A 15,769-nucleotide genomic window follows, 5' to 3' on the forward strand; every position below is an offset into this window, starting at 1 on the left:
CGCGCTCTTCGCAGAAATCGATCCCATGGATCCGATGGTTGAGGAGATCTGTCTTTTGACAGACCGCCTGGAAGATCACATGCGCGCCATCGATGCGGCGTCTGATCTGCCAGTCTTCGATTTCGACATCGCTGCATGAGGGAGGTTCAGATGCATTACGAACCAGGTTACGAGCCGGAATCTCCTCAGGAGCGGGCTGCTCTTCGAGCCATTCGGTATGCGAGGCACTTCGTATCGGAATGGCGAGAAGCTTCTGTTGAGATCACGGAGTTGAAGCTCAGCCAGATCGCGCCGACGCTCGAACGCCTCGAGGACGGTGTCCTCTTCGATTTTCAGGACGTGTCTGTTCTGGAAATTCTCGAAAAGGCCATTGTCCGGCACGTGAATGACATTCGGGAAGGGTATGGCAGCCGGGCCATTCGATTGGACGTCAGCGGCGATGATATTCTTTGCCCGACACTTCGAGAGGGCCGTTGTCTCATCGAGCAATGGAAATGCTTCAAGCATGCGCGCCAACACGTGCTGGATCTCCGGCAGGCGCGGAAAATAGCCGATAGGTTTGGGTGAGACCAACCTGGTCGCCGTTACCGGGAAGCCGGGGGCGGCGGCACCCGCGTTTGACGCCTCTGTGACAGAGTATCAAACAAACAAATTTTCCGATTTTCAGAATGAACCGAGTTCCTGCTCGCGAGGCGCAGTCGTCGCTCGCAAGCAACGGAAACCGTTCGCGAATATCCGCGAAAAGAAAGAAGAAAGGGGCAAAGAATGCCCGCAGCAAAACCTTCACAGGCATCCATTGGCAATACGATCAAGGCCATCATTTCCTCGGGCATGACGCCCGGCGCAGTTCATGTGGCGGCCGATGGTGGCTTCCGCGTGGAAATCTCCTGTGGGCTCGAAAACGTTTCGCCTGCCAAGGACCTCTCAGCAGCCAATGAAAACGCACTCGATTGGGAGGAAGTGGCATGCAAGTAAAGTTTGATTTTCCCGGTCTGTGCAAGGAAGCAACGGCCGCCGGAAATGTGCGCTGGCGGGTACGTGTAGAAGGCGAAAAACAGCGCAAGATTACGATCCCCGTGGGCCCAGAGCATTCGGACTTTCAAGAACACTACGAAGCTGCCCGTTTGGGAGAAAAACTGAAGAAAAAGAAAGCCGTACTGCCCGGAAAAGGCTCTCTGGAGGAACTGCGGGAGCACTATGTCGAGTGGATGAAAAATCAGGTTCAGGCTGGCAACCTCAGCAAATTGACCTTCGAAAGCCGTCAGCGTGGTTTGCATCAGGCCTGTGATTGTCGGACACCTGACGGAAAGTCTCGAATGGGGGAGGTCAGCGCGGCTATGCCGTTGGCCGCCTTCGGCCATATTCGAGATTCCTTTGGTGTGAGAACAGGTGCAGCAGCCACGTGCCTGAAGGCCCTCCGTGCCGCCTATAGATGGGGTGCACAGCGCGGGTTCCCTGAAAACAGCCCTGTGTTCCAAGTAGAAAATACTCATGTTTCCAAGGGGGGCGCGGTTGCGTGGACCAAAGAAGACAAGAAGAAGTTCCTCGATTGCCATGGTCCCGGGACAATGGCTCGACGGTGGTACCATCTTGCCAATGATACGGCTGGTCGGATTGGCGATATCTACCTTCTTGGTCCTCAGCATGAGGAGTTTCAAGGCGACTATCTGCTGATTGCTTGGCAGCCGAGCAAGAGGGGGTCAAAGCCAGTGATGGTGCCGATGAGCACTGAGCTAATGTTTGAGCTGGCAGAGGTGCCTGAAGATGCAACGACTTATCTGTTGACCGAACGGGGCAAGCCATTTGCCTCCTCCGGAAGCCTCGACAACCGTATTCGCAAATGGATCATTGAGGCGGGCCTCTACACCATGGAAATCAATGAGAAAGGCAAGGAGGTTAAAAAGGCTACTCGCTCGCAACATGGCATTCGGAAGGCGTGTGCGGAAGAAATCGCCGAGCAAGGAGGTTCCGTCTACGAAGTGATGGCAGTGCTGTCGCATGGCGACGAAAAAACCGCAGCAATCTACACGAAGAAGTTTGAGCGAGCGCAACTTGCAATCCAGGCAGCGGAGCGCCGGAAGCAAACCAAATAGATCGTAGATGTCCCACGGCACAAAAATCGTGGGACACTTCATTCCCCGACGCTCAGAGAAATAAGAGGTTTTTGAGGGAAAGTGCCATCCGTACTCAGAGAAAACAATGAGTTACGTCTTGGGTGTCCCACGGTAAGATGGACAGGGGCGTAGTAATTGAAGGGAGGGGGCGTGATCGCCGCAAGGTCCTGCAAACCCTCGCCAGACCTGTCGGTTAGTGTCCACAGACGTGGTGTAGTTTCGTCGCCTTCAGCGGTGTGATGCTGGGTGGCCATCGAGGTGTATGGTCGAGATGGAGTTTCGACGCTTCAACCATGAACCACACGGAGACCCCAATGACCAAAACCAACATGGACCTTTCCGAGCTTCTGGCAAAGCAGGATGGCGGCGATTTTCTTCGCGCCGTTGCCGAGGCAGTATTGCAGCTGATCATGGAGGCCGACGTCGAAGGCCTGATCGTCGCCGGAAAGCATGAACGGGCCGATCAGCGCACGACGTGGGAGTATCACCAACGGTCAGTAGAGGACCAACCCCTGAACAGAACGAACTAAAGAACGCGGACTCAGCGGGGAGCACGTCACAAGCATCATCCGACTCGTTAAGTTTGACTTCCCTTAGGTCTCGATCATCTCGCGTAACTCCTGGATGCGCCCGGCCGGGCAGCGCAAAATCAACTATCGATCTACCGTGGCTTTTGGGTGAAGATGGGCCGTGAAGGAGGTGTAGGATGCAGGAAGAGGATCGCGTTGCCGCCGCTCTGGAGGGTCGGCTGGACCCCGGTGAGCTGACCGATGAAGAACACGCCGTTTGGGAGGAGGCCTTCATCAAACTTATGGGCGAACCAGGCCCTGAAGAGGAGGCCTTCTTTGCCCGCCACCGAAAGTTAGGCTTAGGAGTCGGCGTCGATGAAGAGGGCAAGCTGGTCTACGCGAAGCCAGAAGACTAAGATCCTCTTCGAAACTTCCGAAAGCTTGGTAGCAGTTCGTCGGTTGCTTGGTCAGTAAGTATCGCCGCGCGGCTAATCATCTGCAGAGCGCTTCAACCCGTCGTAAGGCGCATTCGCGATGAAGCGCCGCAGGCGCTCCGGAATCTTTGGCTGATCACGACCCGAGGTCCTCCCAGTGTGACGCATACACGTGGTCACGGCTGCGGCGGAAGGAAATTTCCAGCCGAGATCAGTGCGCGTCTGCCACCGGTTTTCTTGCCGTGAATCCTCTCCCGGTTTCTTTAGCCGAACGCTTGCACCCATGTCCCCTCCGAAAGGGAGGAGCCATGGGTCAACCGTTAAGCGAGCTGGGGCAAACAGACCTCGCCAGCATCAGGGAGCTGGCCGCATTCTTTGGGATCGGACGTGCCGCGATACCCGCGTTGATGGGGAGGATGGGCGTTCCAAAACGGGGCAGGGGCTATCCCTGGGTCCGGGTCTGGGTCGCGCTCGGGGTGAACCCCGAAACAGTCAGAGATCCCGCGGCAATCAAGGCGCCGCTGCTGGACCTGAAGGAGGTCGCCGAAATGCTCGGGGAGAGCCCCAAGACGGTGCGCCGCCGCAGTGAAGGCGCCCACGCGGACAAGTCGCTCCCGGCGCATGTCGATCTTGGACCGCGCAAGCGGATGTTCTTCAGCTGCGAGATACACGCGTGGGTAGCGACGTGAAAACCGCTGAGATCTACACGAAGAAGTTCGAGCGGGCGCGTCTCGCGGCACAGGCGGCCGCGCGCCGGGAGAAGGCTACCTGATACGCAAGTGTCCCACGGCAGGAAATTCGTGGGACACTTCCTAACCGGAAGCTCAACGAAATAAGGGGATCTGGTGGAGAAGTGGCAGCCCGTAGGGGAATCGAACCCCTCTTTCCAGGTTGAAAACCTGGCGTCCTAACCGATAGACGAACGGGCCACTCTGTGTGTGAGAGGGTGTTTAGTGGTAACCGCCAATCGCCGCAAGAGAAAAAATACGCTATTGTGAAATTTCTTATCCACAGGCGGTAAGTCCCTGATAAATCAGGCTTCCGAGGCATCCTCCAGGCGCAGCTGGGGGCTCTGCCGACCGCCCCAGGTGTTCACTTCCAGCCGACCGGCGAAGTGGAACCGTGCGCCGCCATGCTCCAATAGCCGCGGACCGAGCGCCGTGTCGAAAGCACCAAAGCAGATCGCGTCGATGCCGCCGCCCATCCCGTCGCTGAGCGACAGTTTCAGATGGCTTTCACCCACCCGTTTGGCAAAGCGCACTTGCAAGTCTGGCAGCGCATAGCGCGGGGCTGGCGCGCCCGCGCCATAGGGGCCGGCTTGCTCGATTTGCTCGATGAGCTCGACCGTCGCGGCACCAGGCATCAGGGCGCCGTCGAGTTTCAGATCCGCTGGGCCACCTTGGCCAGCGCCCTGTTTCTCCAGCAACTCGCTCAGCCGTGCCATGGCCGACTCCAGCTTGTCGCGCATCACCGTCAGCCCCGCCGCCATCTTGTGGCCGCCGCCCTTGACCAGCAGCCCTTCGGCCGCCAGCCGCTGAATCGAGGCCCCGAGATCGATGCCAGAGACAGACCGCCCCGAGCCTTTGCCCTCGTCCCCGTCGAAGCCAATGACGATGGCGGGGCGGTTGGCGGCTTCCTTCAGGCGCGAAGCGACGATGCCGACCACGCCTGGGTGCCAGCCTTCGCCCGCGGCCCAGACCAAGGGCGCGTCCAGCCCGCGTTCCTCGGCCTGCTCCAGCGCGGCGGCGCGGACAGCGTTCTCGATGTCGCGGCGTTCGGTGTTCAGTTGATCCAGCCTTTCGGCGAGGGCGGCCGCCTCATGCGGGTTGTCGGTGGACAGCAGTCGCGCGCCGAGGTCCGCCTTGCCGATCCGTCCACCGGCATTGACCCGCGGTCCGAGCAGAAACCCAAGGTGATACGTGGAGGGGGCCGAATCCATGCGGCTGACATCCGACAAGGCCACCAGGCCGGGACGGCGGCGGGCGGCCATCACTTTCAGTCCTTGGCGGACCAGCGCGCGGTTGGCTCCGATCAGCGGTGCCACATCGGCCACCGTGGCCAGCGCGACCAGGTCCAGGAGCGCCATCAGATCCGGCCCCTTGGACCCTGCCTCGCGCAGCTGGCGACCTGCCTCGACCAGCATCAGGAACACCACGCCCGCGGCGCAGAAATAGCCGAGATCGCCGTCCTCATCCTGCCGGTTTGGGTTCACCACCGCCACGCAGTCGGGCAGGGTCTCGCCGCCCAGGTGGTGGTCCAGAACAATCACGTCGGCGCCCTTGGCTGCGGCGATTGGCTCATGGCTGAGGGTGCCGCAGTCGACGCAGATGATGAGGTCATGGGCGGCGGCCAGCTGCTGCATCGCAGGCACGTTGGGGCCATAGCCCTCGTCGATGCGGTCGGGAATGTAAAGCGTCGCTTCCAGCCCCATCTGCCGCAGCCACACCAGCAGCAGCGCGGCAGAGCTGCCGCCGTCGACGTCGTAGTCGGCAAAGACCGCAATCCGCTCGCGGCGCCGCACCGCGCTCAGAAATCGCGTCGCGGCGGCTTCCATGTCTTTCATGTCGCGCGGGTCGGGCAACAGCTCTTTCAATTTCGGCTCGAGGAACGCCTGCGCCTCCATTGTTGGTACGCCGCGTCGCGCCAGCACCTGGCAGACCGAGCGGGGCAGGCCGGTCTGCTGCGCCATCATCTCCGATGCGCGGTCAACCTCGATGCCGGGCCCGACCCAGCGCCGCCCGCTCAGGGATTTCTCAACACCCAGAAAGCTCATCATCTGTCCCCATCTGCCGAATGCGCAAAGGCCGGACCCAAACGGACCCGGCCCTTTCATCTTTCTTCAAATACTCCCGCCGGAGGCAGCGGCGCAAGCCGCTTCCCTCGGCGAAACCGCTCAGCCCTGGTGCGGCGCCAGCGGCGTGCGGTAGGACATGCGCCGGACCGAGCCGGTTTTCGAGCGCATCAGCAGCGTGGTGGTCTCCACCCAGCCCGGGGTGCGCTTGATCGAGGGCAGCAGCGAGCCGCCGGTGACGCCGGTGGCGGCAAAGATCACGTCCTGGGTTACCATCTCGTCGCGCGAATAGGTGCGGTCCAGATCGGTGATGCCGGCCTTGGCGGCGCGTGCCTTTTCATCGTCGTTGCGGAACAGGAGGCGGCCGAAGATCTGGCCGCCCATGCATTTCAGTGCCGCAGCCGCCAGCACGCCCTCGGGTGCGCCGCCCTGGCCCATGTACATGTCGATACCGGTGATCTCGGACTCGGCGCAGTGCATGACGCCGGCCACGTCACCGTCGGTGATCAGGCGGATGGCGGCGCCGGTTTCACGCACTTCGGCGATCATCGCCTCGTGGCGCGGGCGCTCCAGGATGCAGACGGTGATGTCGGAGGGCGCGCAGCCCTTGGCCTTTGCCAGCGCCTCGACGCGCTCACGCGGGGACATTTCCAGCGATACCACGCCTTCGGGGTAGCCGGGACCGATGGCCAGCTTGTCCATGTAGGTGTCCGGCGCGTGCAGCATCGAGCCGCGCGGGCCCATGGCGATCACGGTCAGCGCGTTCGGCATGTCCTTGGCGGTCAGCGTGGTGCCTTCCAGCGGGTCAAGCGCGATGTCGACACCGGGGCCGTTGCCGGTGCCGACTTCCTCACCGATGTACAGCATCGGGGCTTCGTCGCGCTCGCCTTCGCCGATCACGACGACGCCTGCAATGTCCAGCAGGTTCAGTTGCTCGCGCATGGCGTTGACGGCGGCCTGGTCGGCGGCCTTCTCGTCGCCGCGGCCGATCAGCGAGGCCGAGGCCAGGGCAGCCTGCTCGGCGACGCGGGCGAGGCCCAGCGAAAGCATGCGGTCATGGAAGGGCGCATCAGAGGTGTTCGTTGTCATACCGGAAATCCTGTCTCAACGGGAATGAAATGAAAGGGCGTTGCAAGCCGAATAGCGCGGGGCGGGGGCGGCTCGCAAGGGCGATGGCGGTCGGGACGGCGGGATTGCCCCGCCGCAGGCCGAAAAAATGCCGTTTGCTGCCGGTTTCGGCGGCTCAGACCTCTTCGATGCGCAGCGCCACCGGGCTGCCGTCGACCACATCGGTGGCGGTCAGCCCCTCCAGTGCGACGTCCAGCGTGGCGCGGGTGCATTTATGGGTCACGATCAGCACCGGGGCCACCGGGGCGGAATGGCCGTATTGGCGCATCCGGTCGATCGACACGCCGGCCTCACCCAGGATCGACGCCACCTTGGCCAGCGCGCCGGGTTTGTCCAGCAGCCCCATGCGCAGATAGAAGGGGGCGGGCAGGCCAGTCTGGGCCGGTGCCAGCTCTGCCAGGGTGGTGGCGGGCTGGCCGAAGGTGGAGATCCGCAGGCCGCGTGCCAGGTCGAGGATATCTCCCATCACCGCACTGGCGGTTGGGCCTTCACCGGCCCCGGGGCCGCGCAGCACCACCTGCTCGATCGAGTCGCCCTCGATCACTACCATGTTGGTGCCGCCTTCCAGCTGCCCCAGCGGCGAGTTTTCCGGCACGAGGCAGGGCGACATGCGCTGCTCCAGTCCGCGGGCGGTGCGCTGCGCCACGCCCAGCAGCTTGATGCGGTAGCCCATGTCGGCGGCGGCCTGAATGTCCTCCAGTTGGATGCGCTGGATGCCTTCCAGTTCCACATTGCTGAAATCCGGGCGGCTGCCAAAGGCGATCGAGGCCAGCAGCGCCAGCTTGTGGCCCGCGTCGATGCCGCCCACGTCGAGGTTCGGGTCCGCCTCGAGGTAGCCGAGGCGGCCGCATTCTTCGAACAGGGCGTTGTAGCCCTGGCCGGTGGCCTGCATCTGGGTCAGGATATAGTTGCAGGTGCCGTTCATCACGCCCATGACGCGGGTGATCTCATTGCCGGCCAGCCCCTCGGTCAGCGATTTGATGACCGGGATGCCGCCGGCGACAGCCGCCTCGAAACGGATCACCCGGCCTGCGCTCTCGGCCTGTTCGGCCAGCGCCTGACCGTGGATCGCCAGCAGCGCCTTGTTGGCAGTGACCACGTCCTTGCCCGCGGCCAGCGCCGCCTCGGTCGCGGCCTTGGCAGCCCCTTCATGGCCGCCCATCAGCTCGACGAAGACATCGACATCATCGCGCCGCGCCAGCGCCACCGGGTCGGTCTCCCAGGCGTAGTCCTTCAGCGAAACACCGCGGTCCTTGGCCGCATCCCGGGCCGACACCGCCGAGATCACCACCGGGCGTCCGGTGCGCGCCTCCAGCAGCGCGGCATGGCGGCGGACAATCTTGACCACGCCGATGCCAACCGTGCCCAAACCTGCAATCCCAAGGCGAAGCGGTTCTGTCATAGCTGGAGGTCCTTTGTTCCGAAACGTTCAGCCCCGCCTTAGCGGGTTCGGCGCGAGCGTGCAACGCCGACCGAAACACGCTTCCCGTCGCAGGGGCGTAGAGGGCGGCAGAAGATCAGAATTCCGCGTTGCGCAGGGCCTCGGCCCGTCGCTGCAATCGCGCTGCGCGCGCATCAAGCTGCTGCTCGAGTTCCTCATTGGCGACTGCGGGTGAGGCCAGGGGTTCTAGCGTCCGGTCCAACGGCAGCAATTTGGGGTAGGGCGCGTTGCGCAGGTCCGGTGTCAGACGGTCTTCGAGCTCGGGGACACGGGTGCAGGCAGCCATGGCCGCCGCGGTGATCAATGCCAGATATACCGTGATCCGCGCCCGTGTTCGCATCGTCGTTCCCCTGTTGCCGAGGCTGGTTCTAGGGGGTCACAGGCATCTGCACAATTGTTTTCAACCTGCAACAGGTTGCTGCGGCCCGTGCACGAGGCGCGAATCCCTCTTTTTATTGAACATGTGTTCAGTTATTGTCGGTCGCATGGCACGTACTCAGGGTTCCCACTCCGGCATCACCGGCCCCAAGATCCACAACGCGGCGCTGCGGTTGTTTGCGCAGCACGGCTATGCCGCGGTGTCGATGCGCCAGATCGCGCGCGAGGTGGGCGTGCAGGCCGGTGCGCTTTACAATTATACGCCAGACAAGCAAAGCCTGCTGTTCCGGTTGATGGCTGGCCACATGGAAGAATTGCAGGCTGCCTGGGATGCGGTGCCCCGGGCCGACAGCGCGATGGACCGGCTGCGGGCGTTTACCGGGTTTCACATCCGCTTTCACCTCCAGCGTCCGGATGCCGTCTTCATCGCCTATATGGAGCTGCGCAACCTCACGGCAGAGAATTTCACCCGCATTGAAACGCTGCGGCGGAATTACGAGAACGGTGTCGAGGGAATCCTGAAAGAAGGTGTCGAGCAGGGCGTGTTCGACATCGCCGATACCAAGATCGCCACGCTTGCGGTGATCGCGATGCTGAACGGGGTGAACACCTGGTATCGCTCGGAAGGTCGCCTGACCCTGGACGAGGTGGAGCGGGTCTACTGGGATATGGTGCGCAAGGCGGTCAGCGCCTGAAACTGGCGGGCTGGCCCGCCATTGGCAAAGGCGCTGCGCGGTTTCAGCTGAGCAGTCCGATCATGTCATAATGCTCGATCTCACGGCTCAGAACCATCGGATCTTCTTCCGGCAGCACATGTGGTTGCTCCCAGTCCTCACCGGCAAAGGCCTGCAGTGCGGCGACGCTCTCCCAGACCATCACAACGCAGAAGGTGGCAGGGGAGTCCGCCCTCGGCAGCCCGGCCGTGATGGAAACCAACCCCGGCTGGCGGCGCACATGCGGCACGGCGGTCTTGGTCAGAAACTCCTGAAACGCCTTGATCTTGTCGTCGCGAACGGTCGCGCGGAAAACGCGGATGATCATGTCTTCCCCCTCCAGATTGCTGAACAGGCGGAAGTATAGCACATCCCGAAGCGCTTTTGGCGGTGCCCCCTGCGAGAGAGGCACCACCGCCGATCTGCGCAATCAATGGGCCGGGCGGATGAACGTGCCGTTGCGCAGCTCCTTGAACGCCTGGTGCAATTCGGCCTGGGTGTTCATCACGATCGGCCCATGCCAGGCCACCGGTTCATTGATCGGCGCGCCGGAAATCAGCAAGAAACGCACGCCCTGTGGACCTGCCTGCACGGTGATCTCGTCGCCTGTGCCAAACCGGATCAGGGTCCGGTCCCCTGACATGTCGCGGATGTTGACCTCCTGACCAGCCACTTCCTTTTCCAGCAGCACCCCTTGCGGCGCGGAGGCATCCGCAAAGGCGGCCTCGCCTTCAAATACATAGGCGAAGGCCCGGCGGTAGGTGTCTATCGGCAGGGTCTTTTTCACTCCGGCGGGGATGAACACGTCGAGATACTGCGGATCGGCGGCAATGCCGTCCACCGGTCCGCGTTTGCCCCAGAATTCGCCCACGATCACTTTGACGCGGGTGCCGTCGTCGTCAATGATCTCCGGGATCTCGCCGCCCTTCACGTCCTGATAGCGCGGTGCGGTCATCTTCTGACTGGCGGGCAGGTTGCCCCACAGCTGAAAGCCGTGCATCTGGCCCTTGGCATTTCCGGTCGGCATCTCCTGGTGCAGAATGCCCGATCCGGCCGTCATCCACTGCACGTCTCCGGCCCCGAGTGTCCCGACATTGCCCAGCGAGTCGCCATGCTCCACCGAGCCGGCCAGAACATAGGTAATGGTTTCGATGCCGCGATGCGGGTGCCACGGGAAGCCGCGCAGAAAATCCTCGGGCCGGTCGTTGCGGAAATCGTCGAACAGCAGGAAGGGATCCAGCTCGGACGGGTCCTGAAAGCCGAAGGCACGGTGCAACTTCACGCCAGCCCCTTCGGTATGAGGCTGTGCGGCGCGGGTCTCAAGAATGGGTCTGAGCGACATGGGCTGTCTCCGGTTGTCGGTTGCTGGATCACAGATAACTTCCCCGCTGGCCTGGAAAACCCCAGACCAGGCACGGCGGCTGTGCAGCCGTGAACAGCTTGGGGCTTCCGTGGTCTCGGCATGTGACCGGGCCGTAGAGGTGAATAGTCGTTGCCAGCAGGCCGGTGCAGGGCGTAAATTGGGGGCATGGCCGATATGCCTGCCCCCCTGTGCAAACTGCCACCAGACCGATTGGAGCCCGCGCTGCGACTGGTCACCTACATGCTCGGCGAAGCGCGGGAGGCCTCTGATGCCGACAACGTGCTGACACGGGTGGCGGCGATGATCCGGGACGCAGGCGTGCCTTTGCATCGTGCCAGTTCCATCGTGCCCCTCCTGCATGCCGAAGCGGTGGCCAGCGCCCGGTTCTGGGAGCATGGCAAGGGCGCTCGCAGCCATTTGTTTCCGTTCCAGATCGGCTCCTCGTCCGGCTATGCGCAATCGCCGGCGGCCGAGGTGCATAAGACCGGAAAATGGGTGGCTTTGTGGTTGCCCAAGACCCCCGATGATCGGTATGGCATCGTGCCCGAGCTGAAGGCCGATGGGTATGTCCACTACCTGATGGCGCCGATCTTCATGCGCAGCGGCATGGCCGGAACTTTCAGTTTCGCCACCCGCCGCGCCGCCGGTTTTTCGGCCGCGGACATCGCCTTCCTGCGCGCGGTGTTCCCCGCGCTGTCCGCCTGTCAGGAAATCCTTGCCACCGCCCGCGCCATGCAGGAGGTGCTGCGCATCTATGTCGGGGAAGAGCCGCAGCAGCGGATCCTCTCCGGTGACGTGCATCGCGGCCAGGTCACGCACATCCGGTCCGCGGTCCTGTTTTCCGACATGCGGCGGTTCACCGAACTGACCGCCGAGATGACGGCGGAAGAGGCCACGGGCCTGCTGAACACCTACTATGACTGTGTGGTGCCGCCGATCGAAACGGCAGGCGGCGAAGTGTTGAAATTTGTCGGCGACGGTATTCTGGCGGTGTTTCGGACCGAGGATGGCGATGCCTTTACATGCGGTCAGGCGCTGGCGGCGGCTCGCGCGGCGCTGGCGCGGGTCGAGGCGCGGCGCGACGCGCCCCGTTTCAAGGTCGGGATCGCGCTGCACTTTGGCGAGGTCGGTTTTGGCAACGTCGGCTCGGGCATGCGGCTGGACTACACGGTCGTCGGGCGCGACGTGAATCTCGCGTCACGTCTGGCGGGTCTCTGCAGTGCCCTCGGGGAGCCTTTGCTGGTCTCGGAGGAGTTCTGCCGACGGGCTGCGCCCCTGGGACGGTTGATCAGTCGTTCGCTGGGGCGTCAACGCCTGAAAGGCCTGCGCGCACCGCAGGAGGTCTTTGCCGTGGCGCAATCCGGCTGGGCCTGAGCGTCGCCGTGCGCCCCTGTTCTGCACCAGGCGCAACACTTGCCGATCCGGGCAGCGCCCGGCGCTCGCTGGGGCTGTTCCTCGGCGCCGGTCCGGTCTATTCCCTGCGCATGAACATGGGGAGCAGGTGATGAGCGAAAACGTATTGGCAACAATCAAGGCATCGGCCCCGCGCCGGGTTATGGGCACGGCGATGCTGGCGGCAACCGGCTGCATCCTTGTCTATGTGGCGTTCGCCGCGCCGCCATCCCCGGCCTGGCTGGTGTTTCTGCTGGTGGTTGGCAGCGCCGCGCTGTGGCTGGCGGTCCGGCTTTGGCAGGCCACGACCCATCATATCGAACTGACCGAAGACGCGCTGCGGTGCTCTGACGGTCAGATCATCGCCCCGGTGTCTGAAATCGAGGCGATAGATCGCGGCTTTTTCGCCTTCAAGCCGTCGAACGGTTTTCTGATCCGCACCCGCACTCCTGCCGCGCGCAGCTGGCTTCCGGGGCTGTGGTGGCGCTGGGGGCGGCGGATTGGCATCGGTGGCGTGACACCCGGCCAGCAGGGCAAGGCAATGTCGGAAATCCTGGCGGCGATGCTGGTGCAGCGGGACCACCGCTGAGACGGCCGGTGCCGCGATAAAGGTCGGTTGGGGCGGCGCGTCAGTCGGTGCCGCCGGTGCCGTCATCGTGGCCACCACCACCGCTGGAGCTGCCCTCGAAGGCAACCAGAGGTGCAAAGCGCGGTCGGGTAAACACGAAGTTGTCCAGATCCAGCGTCGGCAAGCCCACGTCAAACGCGGGCTGCATTTCGTTGAAGGTCTCCACCAGAATGACCCGCTCCTGGTCCGGCATCGACGGCAGCTTGTGCGCGACCGTGTTGATCGTGGCGTCGGTCCAGGTGATGTCCGATGTGCCGCGCACCTCGGACCAGTCGACGTAATACTTGGCGTCAGCGTCATCCCAGCGGATCACCGACACCCGCAGCCCCAGTTGCGAATCCTGCCGGATCAGCAGCTTGGTCATCTCGTACATGCTGTTGAGATAAGCATCGTTGATCGCCGTGGTCTCACGCGAGATTAGGTCCGAGATGGTATAGGCCGCCTTGAGGTTGACGCTGTCGCGGCGGAAGGCGTCGAAGAAGGTGTAGATTGCCGCGAACATGCCGAGCAGCAGCGGCATGTAGATGACGAACTCCACCGAGACGCTGCCATTCGTATCGTTGCGCAAGCGGCGCAGGGCGCGGCCGAGATGGGTCCGGGACAGGGCTGTCAGCATGGTGGCTTACCTCGGTTCCTGGACGAATGCGGAGGTGGCGAAAAGGCTGATGCGCCCATCTGCGTCCTTGTGCAGGCTTTTGCCCAGTCCCCAGGTCGGGAGAACCGGTTTGAACTTCATGCAGGCACGCAGCAGCATGAGTTCGTTTGATTTGCCGCTGGTGAAATTGCGGACCGGCTGCACGTCCTCGATCCGGTTGATGCAGTCCGGCTCCGGGTCCACCGGGCTCCAGTTGAAGGGATCGATCCGGATCATCTCCAGTCGCAGCGACGTGGCACAATTGTCGATGAAGCCCGAGCGCGTGCAAATTGCGTCACGGATGTCGTCGTGCTGATGATTGGCCCCCGTCGCCAGCCGGATATCGCGGACGGTCTGGTCCAGCGCCCGTTCCAGCTGCGAGTGGCGCAGGTTGATCATGCCCAGTTCCACCGTCGACATCAGCGCCATCAGAAAGGCGGGTATGACAATGGCAAATTCAACCGAGGCGTTGCCCTCTTCGCGGCGCCGGAACCGGCGCAGGCCTTGCAGGCAGCGGCGGATCATTGTGTCAGCCTCAGCTGGCGGATCGAGGTGGCGATGGAGGCGAAGGCGTCGCTGATTTCAAGCCCCTGCACGTCGAAGTAATGCGAATCCGAGCTGGCGCAGTCCTGCAGCACCTCGACACCGTTGCTGGGGGCCTCGAAGCCAATCGTGTAAACGATGATGCCCTGATCCTTCGCAGCCTGGCAGATGGCGCGGGTGCGTGCGTTCTTGGTCGAGTTGCCGTAGGCGTCGTAGACGCCGTAGTACCAAGTGCTTCTCGCCGAACTGGTGCCCATCCAATCGCGGTAGATGCCGTAATACAAATACTTGAGGGAGGTGTAAGCAAAGAGGTCCGCCCAATTCAGCCGTGTCGCTGTCCCGGATTCCTGGCGCCAGCGACAGCCGTCGCAATTGCGGTACCAGTCAGTGCCTGTGCCAAAAGGATGGTCCTCCCACCGTGACCCGTATTGCAGGTGCCAATAGTAGTTGCCAGTCGAGGGGTTCAGGGTGGAATAGATTTTAGTTCCGTCGTCGGCCACGGTGAACCAGACGTTGGAGTCGCCCTCGCGGTGGTCGCTTTCGACGTAATACTGCGAGGTGTTCTGCCCGTCGGTCATCAGCACGATCACCTTTACGGTCTCTGCATCGTTGTATTCGGCCGGGCGGGCGGCGAAATCGGCGGGCACCGTTGCTCCGGCACCTGTCGTCAGGGCATTGATGACAGGCCGAGCCGAGGGGTCCAGCAGCGCTGTCCCCCATTTCATGCCAATGTCGATCGACGTGTTTCCACCAGCCTCAAAGCTCTCGATATAATTCTTGAGAACAGTTGCATCCTTCTGAAGCGGCAGAATTTCCCGGTTGGGTTCATCTTCGCAGACTGGCGTGCTGATGAGTTGAGGGCCGCTGCTGTAGCGCGTTCGGTTATCGTAGTAGGCGCTGTCCCAAGGGGTGAAATGCATCGTGCCTTGCAGTGGAGCGGTCGGAGACAGCGTGGTCGTCTGGAAATCCGAGGCCGAGAAATTCACGCAGCGTGAATGGATGCTGCCGTCCGCCCCCGCCGGGGTGTCGATATTGTACAGATTGTAGAGTTCTTCCGGCAGCGACACCTGCGTCGCATAGGGCACGACGGAGATCGACATCTTGCCGTCGGTGGTATTGGCCACCATCGTATCGATGAAATCCTTGGCCGCAGCCTTGAGGTTGGTCAGCCGGTTGTTCGAGCGCATCGAGCCGGAGACGTCCAGCACCAGCGAAATCTCCAACCCGTCGATGCTCTCTTCGGCGCGTGAGGTGGCATAGAGCGGCAGCTCATCCACCCCCGCATGGCGCAAAAGGTGGGTTGGGAACGCGGTTTCAATGGTGCCTTGCACCTTCTTGAAGCCGATCCCGGCTTCCCACCAGGGGGTTTGGTAATACTGCTCAAGCCCTGATTTGGTCAGGTAGTCCAGCACCACTGCATCGGGGGATTTCTGCTGGTCCAGGTCGGCCGCTGCCAGCACGGCCCGATCCAGCGTGTACTGCAGCATGGTGCGGTCACGTTCCATCCGCATCAGGTCGACCCCGATGCCGCCGACCACGACCATGGCCAGAATCGTGAAGCAAGCAGGCGCAGCCATTGCCCCCTCTTCCTGCCGCCGGAAATGCGTTGCCTTGGCCAGGCATCGCTGCATCAGCGGCGCGGCCAGAGCCGTGGACTTCATGTGACGCATGCTCATCGAGACACCCCCGCCGGCTGCGGAA

At 62.6% G+C, this 15,769-nt stretch carries 19 protein-coding genes and 1 tRNA gene; 10 read left to right on the top strand and 10 right to left on the bottom strand.

The features are described from left to right. The first annotated feature begins 150 nt into the window (after positions 1-150). The 7 genes from AB9K35_RS00545 (at position 151) to AB9K35_RS00575 (ending at position 3,746) form a co-directional block, all read left to right on the top strand. Positions 151-567, top strand: a complete 417-nt coding sequence (locus AB9K35_RS00545; RefSeq protein WP_369923972.1) for a hypothetical protein — start codon at positions 151-153, stop codon at positions 565-567. Positions 568-765: 198 nt separating this feature from the next. Further along, the gene (locus tag AB9K35_RS00550) at positions 766-975 is read left to right on the top strand and encodes a hypothetical protein (RefSeq protein ID WP_369923973.1); all 210 of its coding nucleotides are present in this window, start codon (positions 766-768) and stop codon (positions 973-975) included. Then, entirely contained in the window at positions 966-2,093 is a 1,128-nt protein-coding gene (locus AB9K35_RS00555; protein ID WP_369923975.1) for a tyrosine-type recombinase/integrase, read from the top strand. Before AB9K35_RS00550 ends, AB9K35_RS00555 begins: the two co-directional genes overlap by 10 nt. A gap of 335 nt (positions 2,094-2,428) precedes the next feature. Next, complete coding sequence (locus AB9K35_RS00560) at positions 2,429-2,644, top strand: hypothetical protein (RefSeq protein ID WP_369923976.1); 216 nt, start codon at positions 2,429-2,431, stop codon at positions 2,642-2,644. Beyond that, the gene (locus AB9K35_RS00565) at positions 2,590-2,808 is read left to right on the top strand and encodes a gallidermin family lantibiotic (protein WP_369923977.1); all 219 of its coding nucleotides are present in this window, start codon (positions 2,590-2,592) and stop codon (positions 2,806-2,808) included. The genes AB9K35_RS00560 and AB9K35_RS00565 overlap by 55 nt, the downstream gene beginning before the upstream one ends. A 12-nt stretch (positions 2,809-2,820) precedes the next feature. Next, positions 2,821-3,039 carry a hypothetical protein gene (locus AB9K35_RS00570; protein ID WP_369923978.1) on the top strand — a complete coding sequence of 73 codons (219 nt, stop codon included), beginning with the start codon at positions 2,821-2,823 and terminating at the stop codon, positions 3,037-3,039. 326 nt (positions 3,040-3,365) lie between these two features. After that, positions 3,366-3,746, top strand: a complete 381-nt coding sequence (locus AB9K35_RS00575) for a helix-turn-helix transcriptional regulator (protein ID WP_369923979.1) — start codon at positions 3,366-3,368, stop codon at positions 3,744-3,746. 165 nt (positions 3,747-3,911) lie between these two features. On the opposite strand, the gene AB9K35_RS00580 is transcribed toward AB9K35_RS00575, so the two are convergent. From AB9K35_RS00580 to AB9K35_RS00600, 5 genes are all read right to left on the bottom strand, one after another. After that, positions 3,912-3,986 (bottom strand) — tRNA-Glu (locus AB9K35_RS00580). 104 nt (positions 3,987-4,090) lie between these two features. Next, on the bottom strand, positions 4,091-5,830 hold the full coding sequence (gene recJ, locus AB9K35_RS00585) for a single-stranded-DNA-specific exonuclease RecJ (RefSeq protein WP_369923980.1): 1,740 nt from the start codon (positions 5,828-5,830) through the stop codon (positions 4,091-4,093). Between the two features lie 120 nt (positions 5,831-5,950). Beyond that, positions 5,951-6,937 carry a class II fructose-bisphosphatase gene (gene glpX, locus AB9K35_RS00590; RefSeq protein ID WP_222455798.1) on the bottom strand — a complete coding sequence of 329 codons (987 nt, stop codon included), beginning with the start codon at positions 6,935-6,937 and terminating at the stop codon, positions 5,951-5,953. Between the two features lie 154 nt (positions 6,938-7,091). Beyond that, the gene (locus AB9K35_RS00595) at positions 7,092-8,378 is read right to left on the bottom strand and encodes a homoserine dehydrogenase (RefSeq protein ID WP_222455799.1); all 1,287 of its coding nucleotides are present in this window, start codon (positions 8,376-8,378) and stop codon (positions 7,092-7,094) included. A gap of 115 nt (positions 8,379-8,493) precedes the next feature. Then, positions 8,494-8,757 (bottom strand): hypothetical protein, encoded by a 264-nt coding sequence (locus AB9K35_RS00600; protein ID WP_222455800.1) that lies wholly within the window; start codon positions 8,755-8,757, stop codon positions 8,494-8,496. A 145-nt stretch (positions 8,758-8,902) separates the two neighbouring features. Here AB9K35_RS00600 and AB9K35_RS00605 point away from each other — a divergent pair, with 145 nt between their 5' ends. After that, on the top strand, positions 8,903-9,490 hold the full coding sequence (locus AB9K35_RS00605) for a TetR/AcrR family transcriptional regulator (RefSeq protein WP_222455801.1): 588 nt from the start codon (positions 8,903-8,905) through the stop codon (positions 9,488-9,490). Between the two features lie 43 nt (positions 9,491-9,533). On the opposite strand, the gene AB9K35_RS00610 is transcribed toward AB9K35_RS00605, so the two are convergent. Both AB9K35_RS00610 and AB9K35_RS00615 read right to left on the bottom strand, forming a co-directional pair. Continuing rightward, on the bottom strand, positions 9,534-9,836 hold the full coding sequence (locus AB9K35_RS00610) for an antibiotic biosynthesis monooxygenase (RefSeq protein WP_369923981.1): 303 nt from the start codon (positions 9,834-9,836) through the stop codon (positions 9,534-9,536). 102 nt (positions 9,837-9,938) lie between these two features. Further along, a complete protein-coding gene (locus AB9K35_RS00615; protein ID WP_222455803.1) occupies positions 9,939-10,850 on the bottom strand; it encodes a pirin family protein in 912 nt (303 codons plus the stop codon). 186 nt (positions 10,851-11,036) lie between these two features. On the opposite strand from AB9K35_RS00615, the gene AB9K35_RS00620 reads away from it, so the two are divergent. Together AB9K35_RS00620 and AB9K35_RS00625 are read left to right on the top strand one after the other, a co-directional pair. After that, entirely contained in the window at positions 11,037-12,245 is a 1,209-nt protein-coding gene (locus AB9K35_RS00620) for an adenylate/guanylate cyclase domain-containing protein (RefSeq protein WP_369923982.1), read from the top strand. A gap of 130 nt (positions 12,246-12,375) precedes the next feature. Beyond that, the gene (locus tag AB9K35_RS00625; RefSeq protein ID WP_222455805.1) at positions 12,376-12,852 is read left to right on the top strand and encodes a hypothetical protein; all 477 of its coding nucleotides are present in this window, start codon (positions 12,376-12,378) and stop codon (positions 12,850-12,852) included. A gap of 40 nt (positions 12,853-12,892) precedes the next feature. On the opposite strand, the gene AB9K35_RS00630 is transcribed toward AB9K35_RS00625, so the two are convergent. Genes AB9K35_RS00630 through AB9K35_RS00640 form a run of 3 tightly spaced genes read right to left on the bottom strand, consistent with a single transcriptional unit; the run spans position 12,893 to position 15,744 of the window. Continuing rightward, on the bottom strand, positions 12,893-13,507 hold the full coding sequence (locus tag AB9K35_RS00630) for a TadE/TadG family type IV pilus assembly protein (RefSeq protein WP_222455806.1): 615 nt from the start codon (positions 13,505-13,507) through the stop codon (positions 12,893-12,895). 6 nt (positions 13,508-13,513) lie between these two features. Then, the gene (locus AB9K35_RS00635; protein WP_369923983.1) at positions 13,514-14,050 is read right to left on the bottom strand and encodes a TadE/TadG family type IV pilus assembly protein; all 537 of its coding nucleotides are present in this window, start codon (positions 14,048-14,050) and stop codon (positions 13,514-13,516) included. Continuing rightward, positions 14,047-15,744, bottom strand: a complete 1,698-nt coding sequence (locus AB9K35_RS00640) for a pilus assembly protein TadG-related protein (RefSeq protein WP_369923984.1) — start codon at positions 15,742-15,744, stop codon at positions 14,047-14,049. Before AB9K35_RS00640 ends, AB9K35_RS00635 begins: the two co-directional genes overlap by 4 nt. Between the last annotated feature and the right edge of the window lie 25 nt (positions 15,745-15,769).

Origin of the sequence: Leisingera sp. XS_AS12 (genome assembly GCF_041224635.1) — a bacterium.
In the GTDB taxonomy this organism is placed as follows: domain Bacteria; phylum Pseudomonadota; class Alphaproteobacteria; order Rhodobacterales; family Rhodobacteraceae; genus Leisingera.